Raw genomic sequence first — 17,171 nt, 5'->3', positions numbered from 1 at the left:
TGTAGGCCACGTGTGCGCACTGTTCTCACCACAGGAATGCTGGAACTACTTCAAATCAACAGCATGCGTTGCAGACTAATCGCCCGATGCTCTAAGCCCCTCGGCCAGCAGGCGCGAACTGGGCAACAAGTGTGTGCATATCGCCGGGATATGTCAGGCGCACCTGCGTCACTGATCCGGTGGCATTCCATGTCCGCCGGGCGATTACCAGGCAAGGGGCAATCTCTTTCAGATCCAGAATATCGGCTGCATGCCGGTCCGCGGCAACGGCATTGATGCGATGTTCGGCAGCACTCCACGGCACTTGCTCAAGCAGCCATGATCCCGGAGCGATGGCCGAAAAATCCGCCTGCGCCGCGTGGGGCACCTCATCAAGATTAATCAGCCGGTCTTCCAGACAAAAAGGCCGCTGGCCGGCAATATGAAGGCTTTCAAGATGTAAAACACTGGCATGCTGGTCGATGACCAGTCGCTGGCGGTCCTCGTCAGTGGCCTGCCGCTCCGTGCGCCTCAGCAGCCTGAACGAATAGTCCAGCCCCAGCGCCCGCACTTCCCGTTCAAGCTGGTGAATATCCAGAACGGCAGACAACACTTCGGGCTGGCGGACATAGGAACCGGACTTGCGACGACGTTCGATAAGGCCTTTTTTTACCAGCTCCGATAATGCTTTGTTCACGGTCATACGCGAACACTGATACTCAGTTGTCAGCTCATGTTCAAAGGGAATGCGGGTGCCCGGCGGCCATTGGCCGGAGACGATACGGCTTTCCACGTCATGCTGAATGCGAGCGTGCAGCGCCACGGGGCGATTGCTGATCTTTCTGACCTTACTATGCCCCAAAGCGAAGCCCCTACCCCCGGCTGACCGCAGCGACCACTTCGGCGCGGATCTCTTCTGTCAGTTTCAGCCGGATCTTCGCAAACTCCGGATCGGCTTTCAGGTGATAGTCACGCGGATGCGGAAAATCGACCGGTGTCACCGATGAAATCCGGCCCGGACGCGCCGACATGGTGACGACGCGCGAAGCCATGAACACAGCTTCTTCGATGTCATGCGTCACGAAAATCACGGTCTTGCGTTCGCGTTCCCAGATGCCCAGAAGCAGCTCCTGCATCAGGCCGCGGGTCTGGTTATCAAGCGCGCCAAAGGGTTCATCGAGAAGCAGTATCTTCGGATCATTGGCAAGCGCACGGGCAATCGCTGTGCGCTGCTGCATGCCGCCGGAAAGCTGCTTGGGCCAGTGATCAGCAAAAGCTGTCAGGCCGACACGATCAAGATAAAGATCGACGACATCCTTGATATCAGATGCTTTCATGCCCCTTTCGCGAAGGCCGAAACCCACATTTTCACGGATCGTCAGCCACGGAAACAGGGTATAGGACTGAAACACCATGCCGCGATCGGCCCCCGGTCCCTTGATCGATTTACCTTCCAGCAGGACAGACCCGGTGGTCGGCGTATCGAGCCCCGCGACAATACGCAGAAGCGTGGATTTGCCGCAGCCGGATGGGCCCAGGATCGTAACAAAGTCATTTTTTTCAAGGATGAGATCGGTCGGGGCCAGAGCTTCAATCGGGGCTCCGCCACGCCGCGCCGGAAAGACCCGCGAGACACCCTTGATTTCAAGTTCGGGGGCACTCATGCGAACCTCCAGGCAAACAGAAAGCGGTTGGCAAACTTGAAGGCGAGATCGGATATCAGGCCGATCACACCGATGACAATGATGCCAAAAATAATCTGCCCGGTGGCCATCAGAGCCTGCGAATTGATGATCATATAGCCAATGCCGGATGACGCGCCGATCAGTTCAGCAACGATCACATAAGTCCATGCCCATCCGAGAACAAGGCGCAGCGTTTCTGCGATATCCGGCGCACTGGCGGGAAGCAGAACGCGGCGCACGATGCCCGTGTCGGAGGCCCCCAGCGTATAGGCGGCTTCCACCAGATCGCGGCGTGTATTGGCAACATAGACGGCCACCATCAGGATAATCTGGAAAACCGCACCAATGAAAATGACGAGCAGCTTCTGCATTTCACCAATGCCGGCCCACAGGATCAGAAGCGGCACAAAGGCAGAGGCCGGAAGATAGCGCGCAAACGAGACAAACGGCTCCAACAATGCCTCAACCGGCTTATAGGCTCCCATTGCAATGCCAACCGGAACCGCAATCAGAGAGGCCAGAACAAAGCCGCCGACGACGCGCCAGACGGTGATGCCGATATCGCCGAGAAAATGGCGCTCGGAAAGCAGCCACCAGCCATCTTTAAGCATGGTGATGGGGTCGGCCAGAAATGTTCTGGAAACGAAGCCACCGAAAGTGGCGAATGACCATCCGGCGAAAAAGACGACAAAAAACAGGATGCCGAGCGAGATCCGGAGTTTAGAGCTGATAGGCTGAAGCGGTTTCATTGGGATTCCACGCGAGACAGAAACACAAAAAGGGCTGCCAGTCCTCCCGACAGCCCTTGCAATCTTTGAAATTACTGCTGGATGTAGGACGGATCCGCCAGCGTTGAGAGATCCGGGATTTCCCGGATTACACCGGCATCCTGCAGCAGTTGTGCTGCATCGGCGGAAAAGTCATTAAACTCGCCAGAGAAGAAAGCGGTTGCAGCTTCGCGGTCCTGCCATTCCAGATACTGAGCGGAATTGGCGAACTCTTCAGCCGACTGGTTCACGTCAGCGCCCATGATTTCATAGGATTTTTCCGGCTCGGCTTCGATCATGTCGAGCGCTTCATAATAGGAATCTGCCAGTGCCTTTGCAGCATCCGGGTTTTCTTCCAGAAATGCAGGCGTGCAACCGAACGTATCCATGACCGCCGGATAATCAAGCGTTGTAGCGATGATCTTGCCAGCATCCGGCGCATCGCGGACCGTCGAGAGGTAAGGCTCGTATGTCATCGCCGCATCATTCTGACCGGCAATAAAGGCCTGTGCCGCCGGGCCCGGCTCGAGATTGACGACCTTGACATCGTCCATCGACATGCCGTTTTCCTTCAGAATCCAGGCCAGATAGAAATATGGCGAAGTCCCCGGAGCAGAGGCAGCAATCGTCTTGCCCTCCAGATCGGCAATGCTGTCGATATCATTGCGGACGACCATGCCGTCAGCGCCATGGGACTTGTCGAGCTGGAAGATCTGCGTGGTCGGCACACCGGCAGAAGCCCAGACAATCCATGTTTCAACCGTGGTCGCGGCGCACTGGATATCACCGGAGGCGAGTGCGAGATGGCGGCTGGCTTGCGGAATCTTGACGAGATCGACATCCAGACCATTCTTTTCGAAGATGCCAGCTTCCTTGGCCAGCGTCAGCGGCGCAAAACCGGTCCAGCCGGAAAGACCGACGGCCACTTTGGTTTCCTGTGCCTGAGCGCCGGTGGCCAGAGCCGTGGCGGCGATTGCAGTTGCTGCAAGCCATTTAAATTTCATGTTGGAACCCCTCTTTGCTATTTTTTGAGCAGATTAGAAATTTGCTATTCCGTTGAGCATACTAGTCAGCGATGGATTATTTTGTCTAGACAAAATATTCCATCCACATCCGGTTCATAGCTTTATGCTCAGTTGCCGAGAATTCCGGGCAGGCGCAAGCCTTTTTCTTTCGCGCAGTCGATTGCGATATCATAGCCCGCGTCTGCATGGCGCATGACACCGGTTGCAGGGTCATTCCACAGCACGCGCCCGATGCGCCGCGCAGCATCGTCTGAGCCATCGCAGCAAATCACCATGCCGGAGTGCTGGGAAAAGCCCATGCCGACACCACCGCCGTGATGCAAAGACACCCACGTGGCGCCGGAGGCCGTATTCAGAAGCGCATTCAGCAGCGGCCAGTCAGACACAGCATCAGAACCATCCTGCATGGCTTCTGTCTCACGGTTCGGAGAAGCAACAGAACCTGAGTCGAGATGATCACGGCCAATAACGATCGGCGCTTTTAGCTCACCATTCCTGACCATTTCATTGAACGCAAGACCGAGACGATGCCGGTCGCCAAGCCCCACCCAGCAGATGCGTGCCGGAAGCCCCTGGAAATGAATGCGTTCCCTGGCCATGTCGAGCCAGTTGTGAAGATGGATATTATCCGGCAGGAGTTCCTTGACCTTCTGGTCGGTCTTGTAAATGTCCTCCGGATCGCCGGAAAGAGCCGCCCAGCGGAACGGCCCGACGCCGCGGCAGAACAGCGGACGAATATAAGCTGGCACAAAGCCGGGGAAATCGAAGGCATTCTCAAGTCCTTCGTCCTTCGCCACCTGTCGGATATTGTTGCCATAATCGACTGTGGGAATCCCCATCTCCCAGAATGCCAGCATGGCCTCGACATGCGTGCGCATGGATGCGCGCGCGGCTTTTTCCACAGCCTTCGGATCGCGTTCGGCCTTTTCGCGCCATTCACCGAGGCTCCAGCCCGCGGGCAGATAACCGTTGACTGGATCATGCGCGGAAGTCTGATCGGTGACAATGTCGGGGCGCACGCCGCGCTTGACAAGTTCCGGCAGCACCTCGGCTGTGTTGCCCAGAAGTGCCACAGATTTTGCTTCACCCGCCTTTGTCCATGCGTCGATCATTTTAAGGGCTTCGTCCAGCGTCTCGGCCTTTTCATCGACATAACCGGTCCGCAGACGGAAATCGATGCGGGATGGATCGCATTCAACAGCAAGGCAGCACGCGCCTGCCATAACAGCGGCAAGCGGCTGCGCGCCCCCCATGCCACCCAGACCGCCGGTGAGGATCCACTTTCCGGAAAGGTCGCCGTTATAGTGCTGACGACCGGCTTCCACGAAGGTTTCATAGGTGCCCTGAACAATGCCCTGTGCACCGATATAGATCCATGATCCGGCCGTCATCTGGCCGTACATCATCAGCCCTTTCTTATCGAGCTCGTGGAAGTGGTCCCAGTTGGCCCAGTGCGGCACGATGTTGGAGTTGGCGATCAGCACACGCGGTGCATCCGCGTGGGTCTGAAAAACGCCCACAGGCTTTCCGGATTGCACCAGAAGGGTTTCATTGTCTTCCAGTGTCTTCAGCGTTTCGACGATCCGGTCGAAATCATCCCATGTTCGCGCAGCACGGCCGATGCCACCATAAACGACCAGTTCATGCGGGCGCTCGGCCACATCAGGATCGAGATTGTTCATCATCATGCGCAGCGGCGCTTCAGTGAGCCAGCTTTTGGCATTTAGCTCCGTGCCGGTCGGGGCGTGGATTTCGCGCGCATTATGTCTTGGATTGTCGCTCATAGCTTGTCCCTCATTCTTGTCTTTGCTTGTTTTTACATCCGCGCGGAAAACGACAGGCGCTCAATCCGCTCAAGAATATCCTGCAGATGCACGCGCAGTTTTTCAGCTTTCTCACCGTCGTAGGCGAAAGGCGGTTCTTCGGTTGCAAGATGCGTGGATTGCGCGAGTTCCATCTGGATTGCGTGAATGCCGGTTTCCGGTTTGCCGTAATGCCGTGTTGTCCAGCCCCCCTTGAAGCGGCCATTCACGGCATGGGTGAAGCCATCTGCCAGTGACACAACATTTTCCGCAGCCGCTTCAAACTCAGGCGCGCAGGTCACACCCAGATTGGTGCCGATGTTAAAATCAGGAAGTTTGCCTTCAAACAGAAACGAAATATGCGAACGGATGGAATGGCAGTCATACAGAATGGCAATGCCATGTTCCTTGCGTAGACGCTCCAGCTCGGCAGCAAGCGCGGCATGGTATGGCCGGTGGAAAGCCTCAAGCCGTGTAGCAATATCGGCTTCTAACGGTTCGTCGCCCTCATTCCAGATCGCCTCGCCATCAAAATCGGTTTTGGGCACCAGGCCCGTCGTGTTCTGGCCCGGATAAAGGCTGACACCGGAAGGGTCGCGGTTCGCGTCAATGACATAACGATGGAAAGTCGCCTTCACCGTGGTCGCATTATCCAGAAGGCCGTCATAGAGATGATCGACATACCAGTCCGTATCAGCCAGAAGCCGGCCATTGTCATTCAGCCGCGCTTCAATCTCCGGTGGCACATATGTGCCAGTATGCGGGAAACCCAGCACGATGGGCGATGAACCGTGTTTAACGATGACGGGATCCATGATTTCCTCCTGCGTCTTAAAGGTCCGGCAACAGGTTTTGATCGACAGCACCTGTCAGCACGCCATTGCGAACCGTCGCTGCGGCCTTTTCAAGGTCCTGAGCCATATAGCGATCATCTTCCAGCACAGGCACGCGCTGCCGCAAGCTGTCGATCACCTGCGCCAGAACCGGCGAGGTTTTCAGCGGCGCGCGCAGTTCCACACCCTGTGCGCTGCAAAGCGCCTCGATGCCGATGATTGCGAACAGGTTTTCTGTCATGCCCAGAAGCCGCCTTGCACCGTGACAGGCCATGGACACATGGTCCTCCTGGTTGGCTGAGGTCGGTGTTGAGTCGACCGAAGCCGGGTGAGACATCTGCTTGTTTTCACTCATCAGGGCAGCGGATGTGACCTCTGCAATCATCAGGCCGGAATTCAGCCCCGGCTTCTTCGACAGGAAAGCCGGCAGGCCGAAGGAGAGTGCCGGATCAACCAGAAGCGCGATACGGCGCTGAGCAATCGCGCCAATCTCACAGTTCGCAATCGCAATCTGATCGGCGGCAAAGGCCACCGGTTCTGCGTGGAAATTACCGCCGGAAACCACGGTGTCATCGGACAGAACCAGCGGATTATCGGTCGCTGCATTGGCTTCGATTTCGAGTGTACGGGCAGCCTGCCGCAAAAGATCAAGGCAAGCGCCGTCCACCTGCGGCTGGCAACGAATGCAGTAAGGATCCTGAACCCGCTCATCGCCCTCAATATGCGAAACACGAATTTCCGAACCATCCAGCAGACCGCGAAGAGCAGCGGCAGAATCGATCTGCCCCTGATGACCGCGCAGGGTATGAATGTCCGGGTGAAATGGCGCGGGCGAGCCCATCGCCGCATCGGTCGAAAGCGCTCCCGTGACCAACGCTGCACGGGCAGCACGATGCGCCCGGAACAGACCGGCCAGCGCCAGCGCAGTTGAAACCTGCGTGCCATTGATGAGCGCAAGCCCTTCCTTGGCAGCAAGCTGAACCGGCGTGAGACCCGCCTTTCTCAATGCATCGGCGCCGGAAAGCCGGTCACCTGCGAAAAAAGCTTCGCCCTCGCCCATCATCACGGCGGCCATATGCGCAAGCGGTGCAAGATCCCCTGATGCACCGACAGAGCCTTTTTCCGGGATTACCGGCGTAACACCCTTTTCCAGCATAGCCTCAAGCAGGCGAACAAGCGCCAGCCGGACACCGGAAGCACCACGCCCGAGCGAGACAAGCTTCAGTGCCATGATCAGACGAACGACATTATCCGGCAGCGGCGCACCAACCCCACAGCAGTGCGACAGAATCAGATTGCGCTGGAGCGTGGCTGTGTCGGCGGCATCAATCCTGATTGAGGCCAGTTTGCCGAAACCGGTATTGATGCCATAGACCGGCGCATTGCCAGCAGCAATTTCGGCAATACGGGCAGCCGCCTTTTCGATAGCGCCATCGCAGGCCGGATCCAGCTTTGCCGCTTCGCCATTCCAGTAGACGGCGGCCAGCTCGGAGAGGTTCACTGAACCGGGTTTTAAAACAAGTACCATCTCAGACCTCCTGACCGCCGATTATCAGCGTCGAAAGTGGATTAAAGCCGATGCGATACACAAGCTCGGCCGGTTGATCGACATCCCAGATTGCAAGATCAGCCGCCTTGCCCACTTCCAGCGTTCCCGTCTTTTCCGATAGCCCCAGCGCGCCAGCAGCGTGAACAGTGACGCCAGCCAGGCATTCTGAAACGGTCAGTCGGAAAAGCGTTGCGCCCATATTCATGGTCAAGAGCAGCGATGTCAGCGGCGACGTTCCGGGATTACAATCCGTTGCAAGGGCAATCTTCGTGCCTGCGTCCCGCAGCGCGGCCACCGGCGGCAACTGGGTTTCCTTCAGCGTATAAAATGCACCGGGGAGCAGCACGGCGACAGAACCGGCATCAGCCATGGCCTTTGCACCTGCTGCATCCAGATATTCAAGATGATCGGAGGACAGTGCACCATAGGATGCAGCCATTTCAGCGCCATGCAGATTGGAAAGCTGCTCTGCATGCAGTTTGATCGCAAGGCCGAGCGCCTTTGCCTTGTCAAACAGTGGCCTCAGCTCATCGGGCGAGAATGCGATTCCCTCGCAGAAGGCATCCACGGCATCAACAAGCCCTTCGGCATGCGCTGCATCGAGCCCCGGCAGAACGACCTCGGCCATATAGTCTGCGTTTCGGCCCTTGTATTCAGCAGGCGTCGCATGGGCAGCAAGGTACGTTGTCTTGATCCGTACGGGGCGCAGCTCGCCTAGTTTCTTTGCAGCGCGCAGTATGTTCAGTTCGGCTTCGATATTAAGGCCATAACCGGATTTGATCTCAACAGTTGCCACACCTTCGGCAATCAGAGCATCAAGGCGCGGAAGCGCCGCGGCCACCAGTTCATCGACGCTAAGCGCATTGGTCGCCGAAACTGTGGAGACGATGCCGCCACCGGCACGGGCAATCTCCTCGTATGACGCACCATCGAGACGCATCTGGAATTCTTTCGCCCGGCTGCCACCATAGACGATGTGCGTGTGGCAATCGATCAGCGCAGGCGTGATCAGCCTGCCGCCGCAGTCAAAGGGCTGAAAATCAGCATAATCTGCCGGAAGCATATCAGCTGCTCCGACATAAACGATCTCGCCGTCGCTGACGGCAACAACCCCCTTTTCAGGTGTGATCTCACCGTCAACCAATGTTGAAATGAGGGCATTCGTGAAAAGCGTTTGAGGCGCTGAACCCATTATGATCCCCTTATTGTCTTTGATTGGGTATTATGTATATACATAATGAAACATGCGGCAAGCATAAAAATCAGAGGCGGAGCTTTGAAAATGACATCCGGTATTTTTGCAAGAAACATTCTCACTACGGAAGGCTGGCGTCAAAATGCCCGTCTTTCAATCGAAAATGGCCTGATTGACACGCTCACCTTTGATACGGAAGCGATGGCTGCTGACGAGCAGCACGAGATCATTGTGCCTGCAGCGTCCAATCTGCATTCGCACGCATTCCAGCGCGCAATGGCGGGGCTTGCCGAACGACGCGGCCCGGCAAGTGACAATTTCTGGAGCTGGCGTGAAGTGATGTACCGCTTCACCTTTGCCATTGAACCAGAAGAAGCCGAAGCGATTGCCGCCCAGCTTTATATGGAAATGCTGGAAGCCGGCTTTTGCCGGGTTGGCGAATTTCACTATCTGCATAACGATCAAGACGGCAGTCACTACGCCAACATTGCAGAAATGGCAGAACGTATCGGATCCGCCGCTTCCGAAACCGGAATTGGCCTGACGCTTCTGCCGGTTTTCTACGCCCATTCAAACTTCGGCGGCCTTCCACCCAGCGACGGCCAGCGCCGCTTCATCCACGACCGTGACAGCTTTTCCCGGTTGATGGAGGCATCGGCAAAAATCGTTGACGGGCTGAAAGGCGCGGTTCTGGGCATTGCCCCGCACTCTTTACGAGCGGTCACCGCAGACGAGCTTGAATATGTCACAGGGCTGACGGACGGACCAGTGCACATGCACATCGCCGAACAGACCAAGGAAGTAGAGGACAGCCTTGCTTTCAGTGGGCAACGCCCTGTCGAATGGCTGCTTTCAAACACCACCGTTGATGGACGCTGGTGTCTGATCCACGCCACCCATATGATAGAGGCTGAAACCTCGGGGCTTGCGAAAACCGGCGCGGTCGCAGGCCTTTGCCCGGTGACAGAGGCCAATCTCGGCGACGGCATTTTCCCGGCGAGCCTCTTTCTGGAAGCTGGCGGCCGTTTCGGCGTCGGTTCAGACTCCAACGTTCTGATCGGCCTTTCTGACGAGCTGCGTCAGCTCGAATATGCCCAGCGCCTCGGCGAGCGGGCGCGCAATGTCATTGCCAGAGCTGGCGGCACGACTGGCCGCAGGCTGTTTGACGGGGCTGTTTCCGGCGGCGCACAGGCCATGGGCATCCAATCCGGCATTGCCTCAGACGCGCCCGCCAGCCTGCTGTCGCTCGACAATTCAGCAGCACCATGGCTTAGCAATGATCAAGCGCTCGACGGTTTTATCTTCGCAGGCCAGGTAAAGCCGGACTGCGTATGGGTCAACGGCGAAAAACAGGTGGAAGGCGGCGTGCACCGCAAGCGCGAAGCGATCCAGTCCCGATTTAAAGCCGCCATGTCGGGCCTGATGGCCCGCACAGACTGATCAGAGGCACTTTGGCGCAAGCCGCAGACGTGGTAGGAGCCAGTGGAATGAATTTGACATTTGAACCCCGCCTGCCGCCAGTGATAGTTTCAAACGTCAAATTCGAAAATTCCACTAGAAACATAGACTTGGCTAGTGGTTCTTTTGATTCCGGCATTTGGATAAGCGCGTGCGGAAAAGGGAACCAAATGCCGGAATCGAACCACTAGAAGCACTGTCACGTCTGAAGGAATGCCGGATGCCGGAAAAGAACTCTTTGAAGAAAGCCCACGAACTACCCTATCGCCCGAATGTCGGTGTGATGGTTCTTAATTCATCCGGTCAGGTCTGGCTTGGTCGCAGGCTCTCGGAAGGCAATACTGAGTCGGATGGCTCTCCGCAGCTCTGGCAGATGCCCCAGGGTGGGATCGACCCCGGTGAAACACCGCTGGAGGCTGCCAAGCGCGAACTTTACGAAGAGACCGGTATAAAAACCGCTACCCTGATCGGCGAATCAGGCGGCTGGATCAATTATGATCTTCCCGAGCACTTGATCGGCATCGGACTGCGCGGGCTCTATCGCGGGCAAACACAGAAGTGGTTCGTCTTCCGCTTCGAAGGCGATGACAGCGAAATCGCCATCGACCCGCCACCGGACGGCCACATGCAGGAATTCGACGCATGGCAGTGGAGCGACATCGACGCCATCCCCGGCCTGATCGTCGAGTTCAAGCGGGCCGTTTACGATCAGGTTGTTACCGAGTTCCGGCATCTGGCAAAAACCAACAGCTGAAACAGAAAAACCCGGACGGGACGGACCGGTCCGGGCTCGCTTCAACTAAAAGACTGATGCCAAAAGCTTGCGTGATTTCGGACTCAAGAACCCGCCCCCAGAGCAATCATGACAGACAGTCGTTGTAATTGTGGCAGGGTTACTCGGCCTCGTCGGTCGCACCTGCATTCAGCTGAGCGTATTTCTTCTCGCCAAGCGTTTCAAACAGTTCGAGCTGGGTTTCGAGGAAATCGATGTGCCCTTCCTCATCCATCATCAGCTCTTCAAAAAGCTTCATGCTGACGTAATCGCCAGCAGCATGACAAATGTCACGCGACTCTTTGTAGGAATTGCGGGCTTCATGCTCACCAGCCAGATCAGCCTCGAGCACTTCCTTGACGTTCTGACCGATTCTCAGCGGCGCAACAGTCTGAAGATTGGGGTGACCTTCGAGAAAGATGATCCGGTCGACAAGCTTGTCAGCATGATGCATCTCTTCAATCGACTCGGCGCGCTCCTTGGAAGCGAGCTTGGTCAGCCCCCAGTCTTCGAGAAGACGATAATGCAGCCAGTACTGATTGACAGCACCCAGCTCAAGAAACAGGGCTTCGTTCAGCCGCTCGATTACTTTTTTGTCGCCTTTCAAAATCCGCTCTCCTGTTTTGTTCGTGGAACTCTTTGAGGCGGCTCAAGAAATCACAGATTTGATCTTCGGTCGAGTCTCTCTCGCGATGATAAGCCTCTGTTGTGCGGACAATAATATCGACGACATTCGGAAAGCAGCCACAGCAGCGCCCCCGCTTCTTCATGCGGTGGTAAACCTTCGCAGGAACGATCAACTGCCAGCGGTCCTCGTCGAGCAGCTCGACAATGGTCGCTTCGATTTCCTGTTTTGTGATGAAATTGCAGCTACAGACCAGCATTCTCAAAACCACTAACTGTCGTATCCTCAGCCTTCTATTTGCTAAAGACGACACTATTTGTCAAGATTTTTAGGAATGCGCAGGCTCACAAAACCATGAGAACCTGAAAAAAGATCGAATCAGTTCAGAGCAGCAGTGGCGCAGGGGTTAATCCCGTATGCCGGCGAGCACCCACCCTTGCTTGCAGCCACCGTTTCCGGAGCAGCCAGTGAGGCTGCCACTATCACCAGTGCTGCGCCAACAAAAAGAAGCGCAATTGATTTACCCATCGCGAGTATATCCCCCAAGATCAGCGACCGTTCAGCTATGATGTCCCTTACCCTTCAATAAAGGGTAAAGACCAAAACCATGTGACGGGTTCCAGCTTGCAAACAAAAAAGACCAAACCCGTATCCGGGCATTATAAAACTAACGGCATTCCCCGCAGACGTCAGGCCATCCGGCTGAACTGACCATGCGGGCGATACTGGACAAGATAAGTCGGCAGCATGACATCAACCTGAACAGGGGTGATGCCAAGCGCTTCCAGCGTGCGACCTTCGCTGACCGCCTCTGCGGACACGACATTGTCCTTTTTCAGAAGCTTGACCTGATCCGCAGTCAAAGGCGGCGTAATCAGCGGCAGAGAACCGGCAATCCCGCCCATCATCGAGGCGACACCAAACGGAATCGAAACAAAACCGCGCTTGCGACCAGTGAATTTGAGAACCTTGCGCAGGCAATCTTCAAAACTGAGGACATCACGGCCTCCAAGTTCGTAGATCGCGCCTTTCGTCAGCTTGCCTTCGACGGAACGGGCAGCAACCTCTGCGACATCGCCAACATAAACCGGCTGAAACTTAGTCTTACCACCACCAATGAGCGGCAGAGCCGGAGCAATCTGTGCCATTTTCGCAAATTTGTTAAAGAAGTCATCCTCTGGACCAAAGACAATCGAGGGACGCAGAATGACAGCATCCGGCATGATTTCCTGAACGGAGGCCTCGGCAGCAGCCTTGCTGCGGGCATAATCGGATTTACTGTCCTTATCGGCACCAATCGCAGAAATCTGCGTGAGGCTTGCGCCCTGATCGCGGGCTGCTTCAGCAACCAACCGGGCCCCTTTTGCCTGAACGGCATCAAAGCCATTCTTTCCGCTTTCGAAGAGTATGCCGACGCAATTCACGACGTGATCGGCATCTTCGACGGCCAGACGAACCGAATCTTCATAGCGGAGATTGGCCTGCATAAAGGTGATCTGGCCGACATTACCAAGCGGCTGCAGGAAAAAGGCGAGATCGGGACGGCGCACAGCCACACGAATGCGATAACCGCGCTTCGCCAGCGCACGCACGATGTACCGCCCTACGAAACCTGACCCACCGAATACCGTGACCAACGGGGGAAGATTCGAAAGCGTCATGACAAGCTCCTAAACATCACCAAGTCCTGAAAATAGCACGTTTCCCTTAGACCAAACAGTCATCAAGGTGAAGTGGAAACGCCGTCGCAGTTTGATTTGTTGCGGCGCGCTTGGAAAGTTTTACACCTAAAGTGGCCCGCGCGACACAGCATCGACAACAAAGAAATAACTTTTCGGAGTTTACGCTCTGGTTGCCGCGCTGATTTCCTTCAAGATCGCTTCCGCCTGCACCTTCGGATCCAATGACTGAAGGATGGGCCGGCCCACAACTAGGTGGGAAGCACCGGCAACGATGGCATCAGTCGGTGTCATCACGCGTTTCTGATCATTGGCATCTGACCCTGAAGGGCGAATGCCCGGCGTTACAATGGCTTTTTCAGGGCCTGCGATAGCACGCACGCGCTTCGCTTCTGCTGCTGAGCAGACAATACCGCCCATGCCTGCTTCAATAGCCTGAGCCGCGCGCTTTTCAACCAGATCGACTGCACTTGTCGCGTAACCAGCATCGGCAAGATCGTCATCATCCATCGAAGTCAACACGGTGACCCCCAAAAGGCAAAGGGGCGATCCTTCAGCAGCCTTGACCGCCGCGCGCATGGCCTTCGGATATGCATGAAGGGTGAGCATCGACATGCCCATTTTCGCTATATTTTCAACTCCCTTGGCGACGGTGTTGTCGATATCCAGCAGCTTCATGTCGAGGAAGACCTGCTTGCCATCTTCGGCAAGTTCGCGCGCAAACTCCAGCCCGCCCGCAAAGGCAAGCTGATAGCCGATTTTATAGAAGGAGACTGTATCGCCCAGCCGGTCGACCATCGCGGTCGCCTCAGCAATCGTTGGCACATCGAGTCCGACAATCAGGCGATCACGCGCATTCATGGTTTTCAATCCCTCTCACAAACCTCTGTTTGCAGTTCAGTCGCACAAAACCGGCAAAAGGGAAAGCTTAAGCCCGAAAGCAGCGACTACAGAATCGGCCTGAAAATCGGAATCGATTTTCGGGCCGATGCATAGATTCAATAGGTTAGAGTGTCCCTTGTGCATTCAAATGGATGCTCGGCGCTCTTTAAACGCGCATCGGCATCAGAACATAGAGCGCCTGTTCACTGGCTGTGTCGCGAATCAGGGTCGGCGATCCGGCGTCAGCGAAAAGAAAGATCGCTTCATCACCTGTCAGCTGACCCGTGATATCCAGCAGATATTTGGCATTAAAGCCGATATCCATTGCTTCGCTTTCATAACCGACAGCCAGTTCGTCCGTCGCACTGCCTGAATCCGGATTATTAACGGTGAGCGTCAACTGCCCTTCAGCGAGTGAGAGCTTCACCGCACGGCCACGCTCCGACGAAACCGTCGACACACGGTCAACAGCCTTGGCAAAGGCATCGCATTCGATGCGCATTTCGCGATCGTTATTGGCCGGGATAACACGCTGATAATCGGGAAACGTGCCGTCAATGAGTTTCGAAGTGATGACCACAGAGCCGATGGTGAAGCGTGCCTTGGCGTCGGAGACCTCAACCTTTGCAACGATTTCCGGATCATCGAGCAGCTTCTGCAGCTCTCCGACGGTCTTGCGTGGCAAAATGATACCCGGCATGTTTTCACAGCCTGATGGCGCATCCACCTCAGCGCGTGCCAGACGGTGACCATCTGTGGCAACAGCGCGCAGTTTCAGGTCCGAGCCTTCTTCAACGGCATGCAGGAAAATACCGTTCAGATAATAGCGGGTCTCCTCGGTTGAGATCGCAAACTGGGTGCGATCGATCAGCATCTTCAGGTCAGTCGCTTTCAGACTGAAGGCATGCGAGAAGGTGCCAGCAGTCAAATCCGGGAAATCGGCTTCAGGCAGGCATTGCAGCGAAAACTTCGAACGGCCGGAAGCAACCGAAATCGAAGCACCATCGGCCTCGGTCGCCAGTGACACTTCCGATCCGTCGGAAAGCTTACGGACGATCTCGTAAAGCAGATGCGCCGGAACCGTCGTTGCGCCGGCCTGCTCAACCATGGCTGCCGTCTTTTCGGTAATCTCGAGATCAAGGTCGGTTGCCTTCATCTCAAGGTCACCACCTTCGGCCTTCAGCAGCACATTGGAAAGAATCGGAATAGTGTTGCGACGCTCGACCACGCGATGAACATGGTTCAGGGACTTCAACAGATTGGATCTCTCCAGAGTGATACGCATGACTTTCGCTTTCACGTCTTGGCCAGTGGGCTGATTGCCGATCGGCAGAATATTGCACTTGTGCAGCTTTACTGTAAGCGCACGAGGGCGGGGACACAAAATGACAGCAAATCGCTGCCGATTGCAAGAGGTCTCGAAGAGCTCATAACCTTATCCAAAGACGGTTTTCAAGCAGGTACACGGGCCAACCACTTGCCGGGGCAGGCGCGGCATGTTCAAAAGACCACAAGGACGCGCAAGGACAGCAGAATGAACGAACCGAATACGTCTCCCAGATATGAAATCGCCGGACATTCGATAGAAGCGCGCCCGCTTACTGCCGGGCTTTATCTGATTGCAACGCCCATCGGAAACCTTGGCGACATCACTTTGCGCGCCTTGGAAATTCTTGCCGCGGCCGATATTCTCGCCTGCGAGGACACGCGCGTCACCAGAAAACTTCTGGATCGCTATGGTATTCGCCAGCGCCCCTTTGCCTACCATGAACACAATGCAGAAAAGGCAGGAGAAACACTGCTTGCAGCACTCAAAGCAGGCCGCTCGGTGGCTCTTGTCTCCGATGCAGGCACCCCGCTTGTCTCAGATCCCGGCTACCGGCTGGCGCAAATGGCGATTGCTGAAGGTATTGATGTGACGCCTGTTCCCGGCGCATCCGCGCCGCTTGCAGCTCTGGTGGGCGCTGGCCTGCCGAATGACGCCTTCTTTTTCGGAGGTTTCCTGCCACATAAGGATAAGGCCCGCCGCGACAGGCTTCTTGAAACGAAAGACATCCCAGCCACGCTGATGTTCTTCGAGTCGCCGCACCGCATAAGCGCTTCACTGAAAGCGGCTGCCGAAATGCTCGGTGATGACCGGCCTGCTGCCGTCTGCCGTGAACTGACAAAAACTTACGAAGAATTCCGCCGGGGCACGCTCGGCGAGCTGGCAAAGACTTACGAAGACGAGAACGTCAAAGGTGAGATCGTGCTGGTTATCGGGCCACCGCTGGCCGCAGAAGCCCCTAAGGCCGCTGATGTCGACGCGCTGCTCAATGAGCTGGCAGGCAAAATGTCTTCGGGCAAGGCAGCCTCTCAGGCGGCAAAGGAAACCGGCCTGTCGCGAAAAGAACTCTATCAGCGTCTGCTGGAGTTAAAAGATGGCGAAAGCGGCTGACAGCAGGAAGACCACAGCTAAAAGACGGGCCGAACGGCGCGGTCGCCGTGCCGAGTGGCTCGCCGCCGCCTTACTGATATGCAAAGGCTACCGCATTATCTCGATGCGCTACAAATGCCGTGCCGGAGAGATTGATATCATAGCGCGCAAGGGCGATCTGGCGGTTTTCGTTGAAGTGAAAGCCCGCAATCATGAACAAAGCGCAGTTGATTCCGTAACGCCGTTTTCCCAACATCGTATTCGGGCCGCCTCAGATCACTGGCTTGCCCGCCAGCGCGAAGGCCACACCCTCTCCTGCCGCTACGATATTATTGCCTGCCTGCCGCGCCACCTGCCGAGACATTTCCTCGACGCATTCTGATCGAATGAAAACGGATCTCTTGCGAATGAAAACGCAAACAGGTTCGGTTTAATAAATTTGAAACAAAAGTTTCGTTCAGCCGTCACGTTTGCGCGCTAACCCCACTTTCATCATCCAAACTG

18 protein-coding genes are annotated in these 17,171 nt (G+C 56.0%); 4 read left to right on the top strand and 14 right to left on the bottom strand.

The window, feature by feature from the left end; all coding sequences use genetic code 11:
• Positions 1 to 91 precede the first annotated feature (91 nt).
• The 8 genes from hutC to hutI form a co-directional block, all read right to left on the bottom strand.
• Positions 92 to 802, bottom strand: coding sequence for a histidine utilization repressor (gene hutC, locus EDC90_RS09010; protein WP_132310703.1), 711 nt, complete (start codon positions 800 to 802; stop codon positions 92 to 94).
• A gap of 49 nt (positions 803 to 851) precedes the next feature.
• Positions 852 to 1,643 carry an ABC transporter ATP-binding protein gene (locus EDC90_RS09005; RefSeq protein WP_132310701.1) on the bottom strand — a complete coding sequence of 264 codons (792 nt, stop codon included), beginning with the start codon at positions 1,641 to 1,643 and terminating at the stop codon, positions 852 to 854.
• A complete protein-coding gene (locus EDC90_RS09000) occupies positions 1,640 to 2,413 on the bottom strand; it encodes an ABC transporter permease (RefSeq protein ID WP_132310699.1) in 774 nt (257 codons plus the stop codon). The genes EDC90_RS09005 and EDC90_RS09000 overlap by 4 nt, the downstream gene beginning before the upstream one ends.
• A 71-nt stretch (positions 2,414 to 2,484) precedes the next feature.
• Positions 2,485 to 3,435, bottom strand: coding sequence for an ABC transporter substrate-binding protein (locus tag EDC90_RS08995; RefSeq protein WP_132310697.1), 951 nt, complete (start codon positions 3,433 to 3,435; stop codon positions 2,485 to 2,487).
• A gap of 128 nt (positions 3,436 to 3,563) precedes the next feature.
• Complete coding sequence (gene hutU / locus EDC90_RS08990) at positions 3,564 to 5,240, bottom strand: urocanate hydratase (RefSeq protein WP_132310695.1); 1,677 nt, start codon at positions 5,238 to 5,240, stop codon at positions 3,564 to 3,566.
• Positions 5,241 to 5,272: 32 nt separating this feature from the next.
• A complete protein-coding gene (gene hutG / locus EDC90_RS08985) occupies positions 5,273 to 6,073 on the bottom strand; it encodes an N-formylglutamate deformylase (RefSeq protein WP_132310693.1) in 801 nt (266 codons plus the stop codon).
• 16 nt (positions 6,074 to 6,089) lie between these two features.
• Complete coding sequence (gene hutH, locus EDC90_RS08980; RefSeq protein ID WP_132310691.1) at positions 6,090 to 7,619, bottom strand: histidine ammonia-lyase; 1,530 nt, start codon at positions 7,617 to 7,619, stop codon at positions 6,090 to 6,092.
• 1 nt (position 7,620) lies between these two features.
• Positions 7,621 to 8,832 carry an imidazolonepropionase gene (gene hutI, locus EDC90_RS08975; RefSeq protein WP_132310689.1) on the bottom strand — a complete coding sequence of 404 codons (1,212 nt, stop codon included), beginning with the start codon at positions 8,830 to 8,832 and terminating at the stop codon, positions 7,621 to 7,623.
• Positions 8,833 to 8,922: 90 nt separating this feature from the next.
• Here hutI and EDC90_RS08970 point away from each other — a divergent pair, with 90 nt between their 5' ends.
• Both EDC90_RS08970 and EDC90_RS08965 read left to right on the top strand, forming a co-directional pair.
• Complete coding sequence (locus tag EDC90_RS08970) at positions 8,923 to 10,275, top strand: formimidoylglutamate deiminase (protein WP_132310687.1); 1,353 nt, start codon at positions 8,923 to 8,925, stop codon at positions 10,273 to 10,275.
• Between the two features lie 238 nt (positions 10,276 to 10,513).
• Positions 10,514 to 11,047 (top strand): RNA pyrophosphohydrolase, encoded by a 534-nt coding sequence (locus EDC90_RS08965; protein ID WP_132310685.1) that lies wholly within the window; start codon positions 10,514 to 10,516, stop codon positions 11,045 to 11,047.
• 139 nt (positions 11,048 to 11,186) lie between these two features.
• Here the strand turns inward: EDC90_RS08965 and bfr are convergent, their stop codons facing one another.
• From bfr to dnaN, 6 genes are all read right to left on the bottom strand, one after another.
• Positions 11,187 to 11,672 (bottom strand): bacterioferritin, encoded by a 486-nt coding sequence (gene bfr, locus EDC90_RS08960; RefSeq protein ID WP_132310683.1) that lies wholly within the window; start codon positions 11,670 to 11,672, stop codon positions 11,187 to 11,189.
• Positions 11,620 to 11,949 carry a (2Fe-2S)-binding protein gene (locus EDC90_RS08955; RefSeq protein WP_132310721.1) on the bottom strand — a complete coding sequence of 110 codons (330 nt, stop codon included), beginning with the start codon at positions 11,947 to 11,949 and terminating at the stop codon, positions 11,620 to 11,622. The genes bfr and EDC90_RS08955 overlap by 53 nt, the downstream gene beginning before the upstream one ends.
• Positions 11,950 to 12,068: 119 nt before the next feature.
• Positions 12,069 to 12,218: a hypothetical protein gene (locus tag EDC90_RS20865; protein ID WP_165972793.1), complete on the bottom strand. Its 150-nt coding sequence runs from the start codon at positions 12,216 to 12,218 to the stop codon at positions 12,069 to 12,071.
• Positions 12,219 to 12,379: 161 nt separating this feature from the next.
• A complete protein-coding gene (locus tag EDC90_RS08950; protein WP_132310681.1) occupies positions 12,380 to 13,351 on the bottom strand; it encodes a complex I NDUFA9 subunit family protein in 972 nt (323 codons plus the stop codon).
• A 180-nt stretch (positions 13,352 to 13,531) separates the two neighbouring features.
• Positions 13,532 to 14,230 (bottom strand): orotidine-5'-phosphate decarboxylase, encoded by a 699-nt coding sequence (gene pyrF, locus EDC90_RS08945; protein ID WP_132310679.1) that lies wholly within the window; start codon positions 14,228 to 14,230, stop codon positions 13,532 to 13,534.
• A gap of 187 nt (positions 14,231 to 14,417) precedes the next feature.
• Entirely contained in the window at positions 14,418 to 15,536 is a 1,119-nt protein-coding gene (gene dnaN, locus EDC90_RS08940; RefSeq protein WP_132310677.1) for a DNA polymerase III subunit beta, read from the bottom strand.
• Between the two features lie 249 nt (positions 15,537 to 15,785).
• On the opposite strand from dnaN, the gene rsmI reads away from it, so the two are divergent.
• Positions 15,786 to 16,688 (top strand): 16S rRNA (cytidine(1402)-2'-O)-methyltransferase, encoded by a 903-nt coding sequence (gene rsmI / locus EDC90_RS08935; RefSeq protein WP_132310675.1) that lies wholly within the window; start codon positions 15,786 to 15,788, stop codon positions 16,686 to 16,688.
• Complete coding sequence (locus tag EDC90_RS08930; protein WP_132310673.1) at positions 16,672 to 17,049, top strand: YraN family protein; 378 nt, start codon at positions 16,672 to 16,674, stop codon at positions 17,047 to 17,049. Before rsmI ends, EDC90_RS08930 begins: the two co-directional genes overlap by 17 nt.
• Positions 17,050 to 17,171 lie beyond the last annotated feature (122 nt).

The organism is Martelella mediterranea (genome assembly GCF_004342225.1).
Taxonomy (GTDB): Bacteria; Pseudomonadota; Alphaproteobacteria; order Rhizobiales; family Rhizobiaceae; genus Martelella; species Martelella mediterranea_B.
The sequence above is the reverse complement of the archived record's forward strand: the minus strand, read 5'-3'. Positions and strand labels throughout refer to the sequence as shown.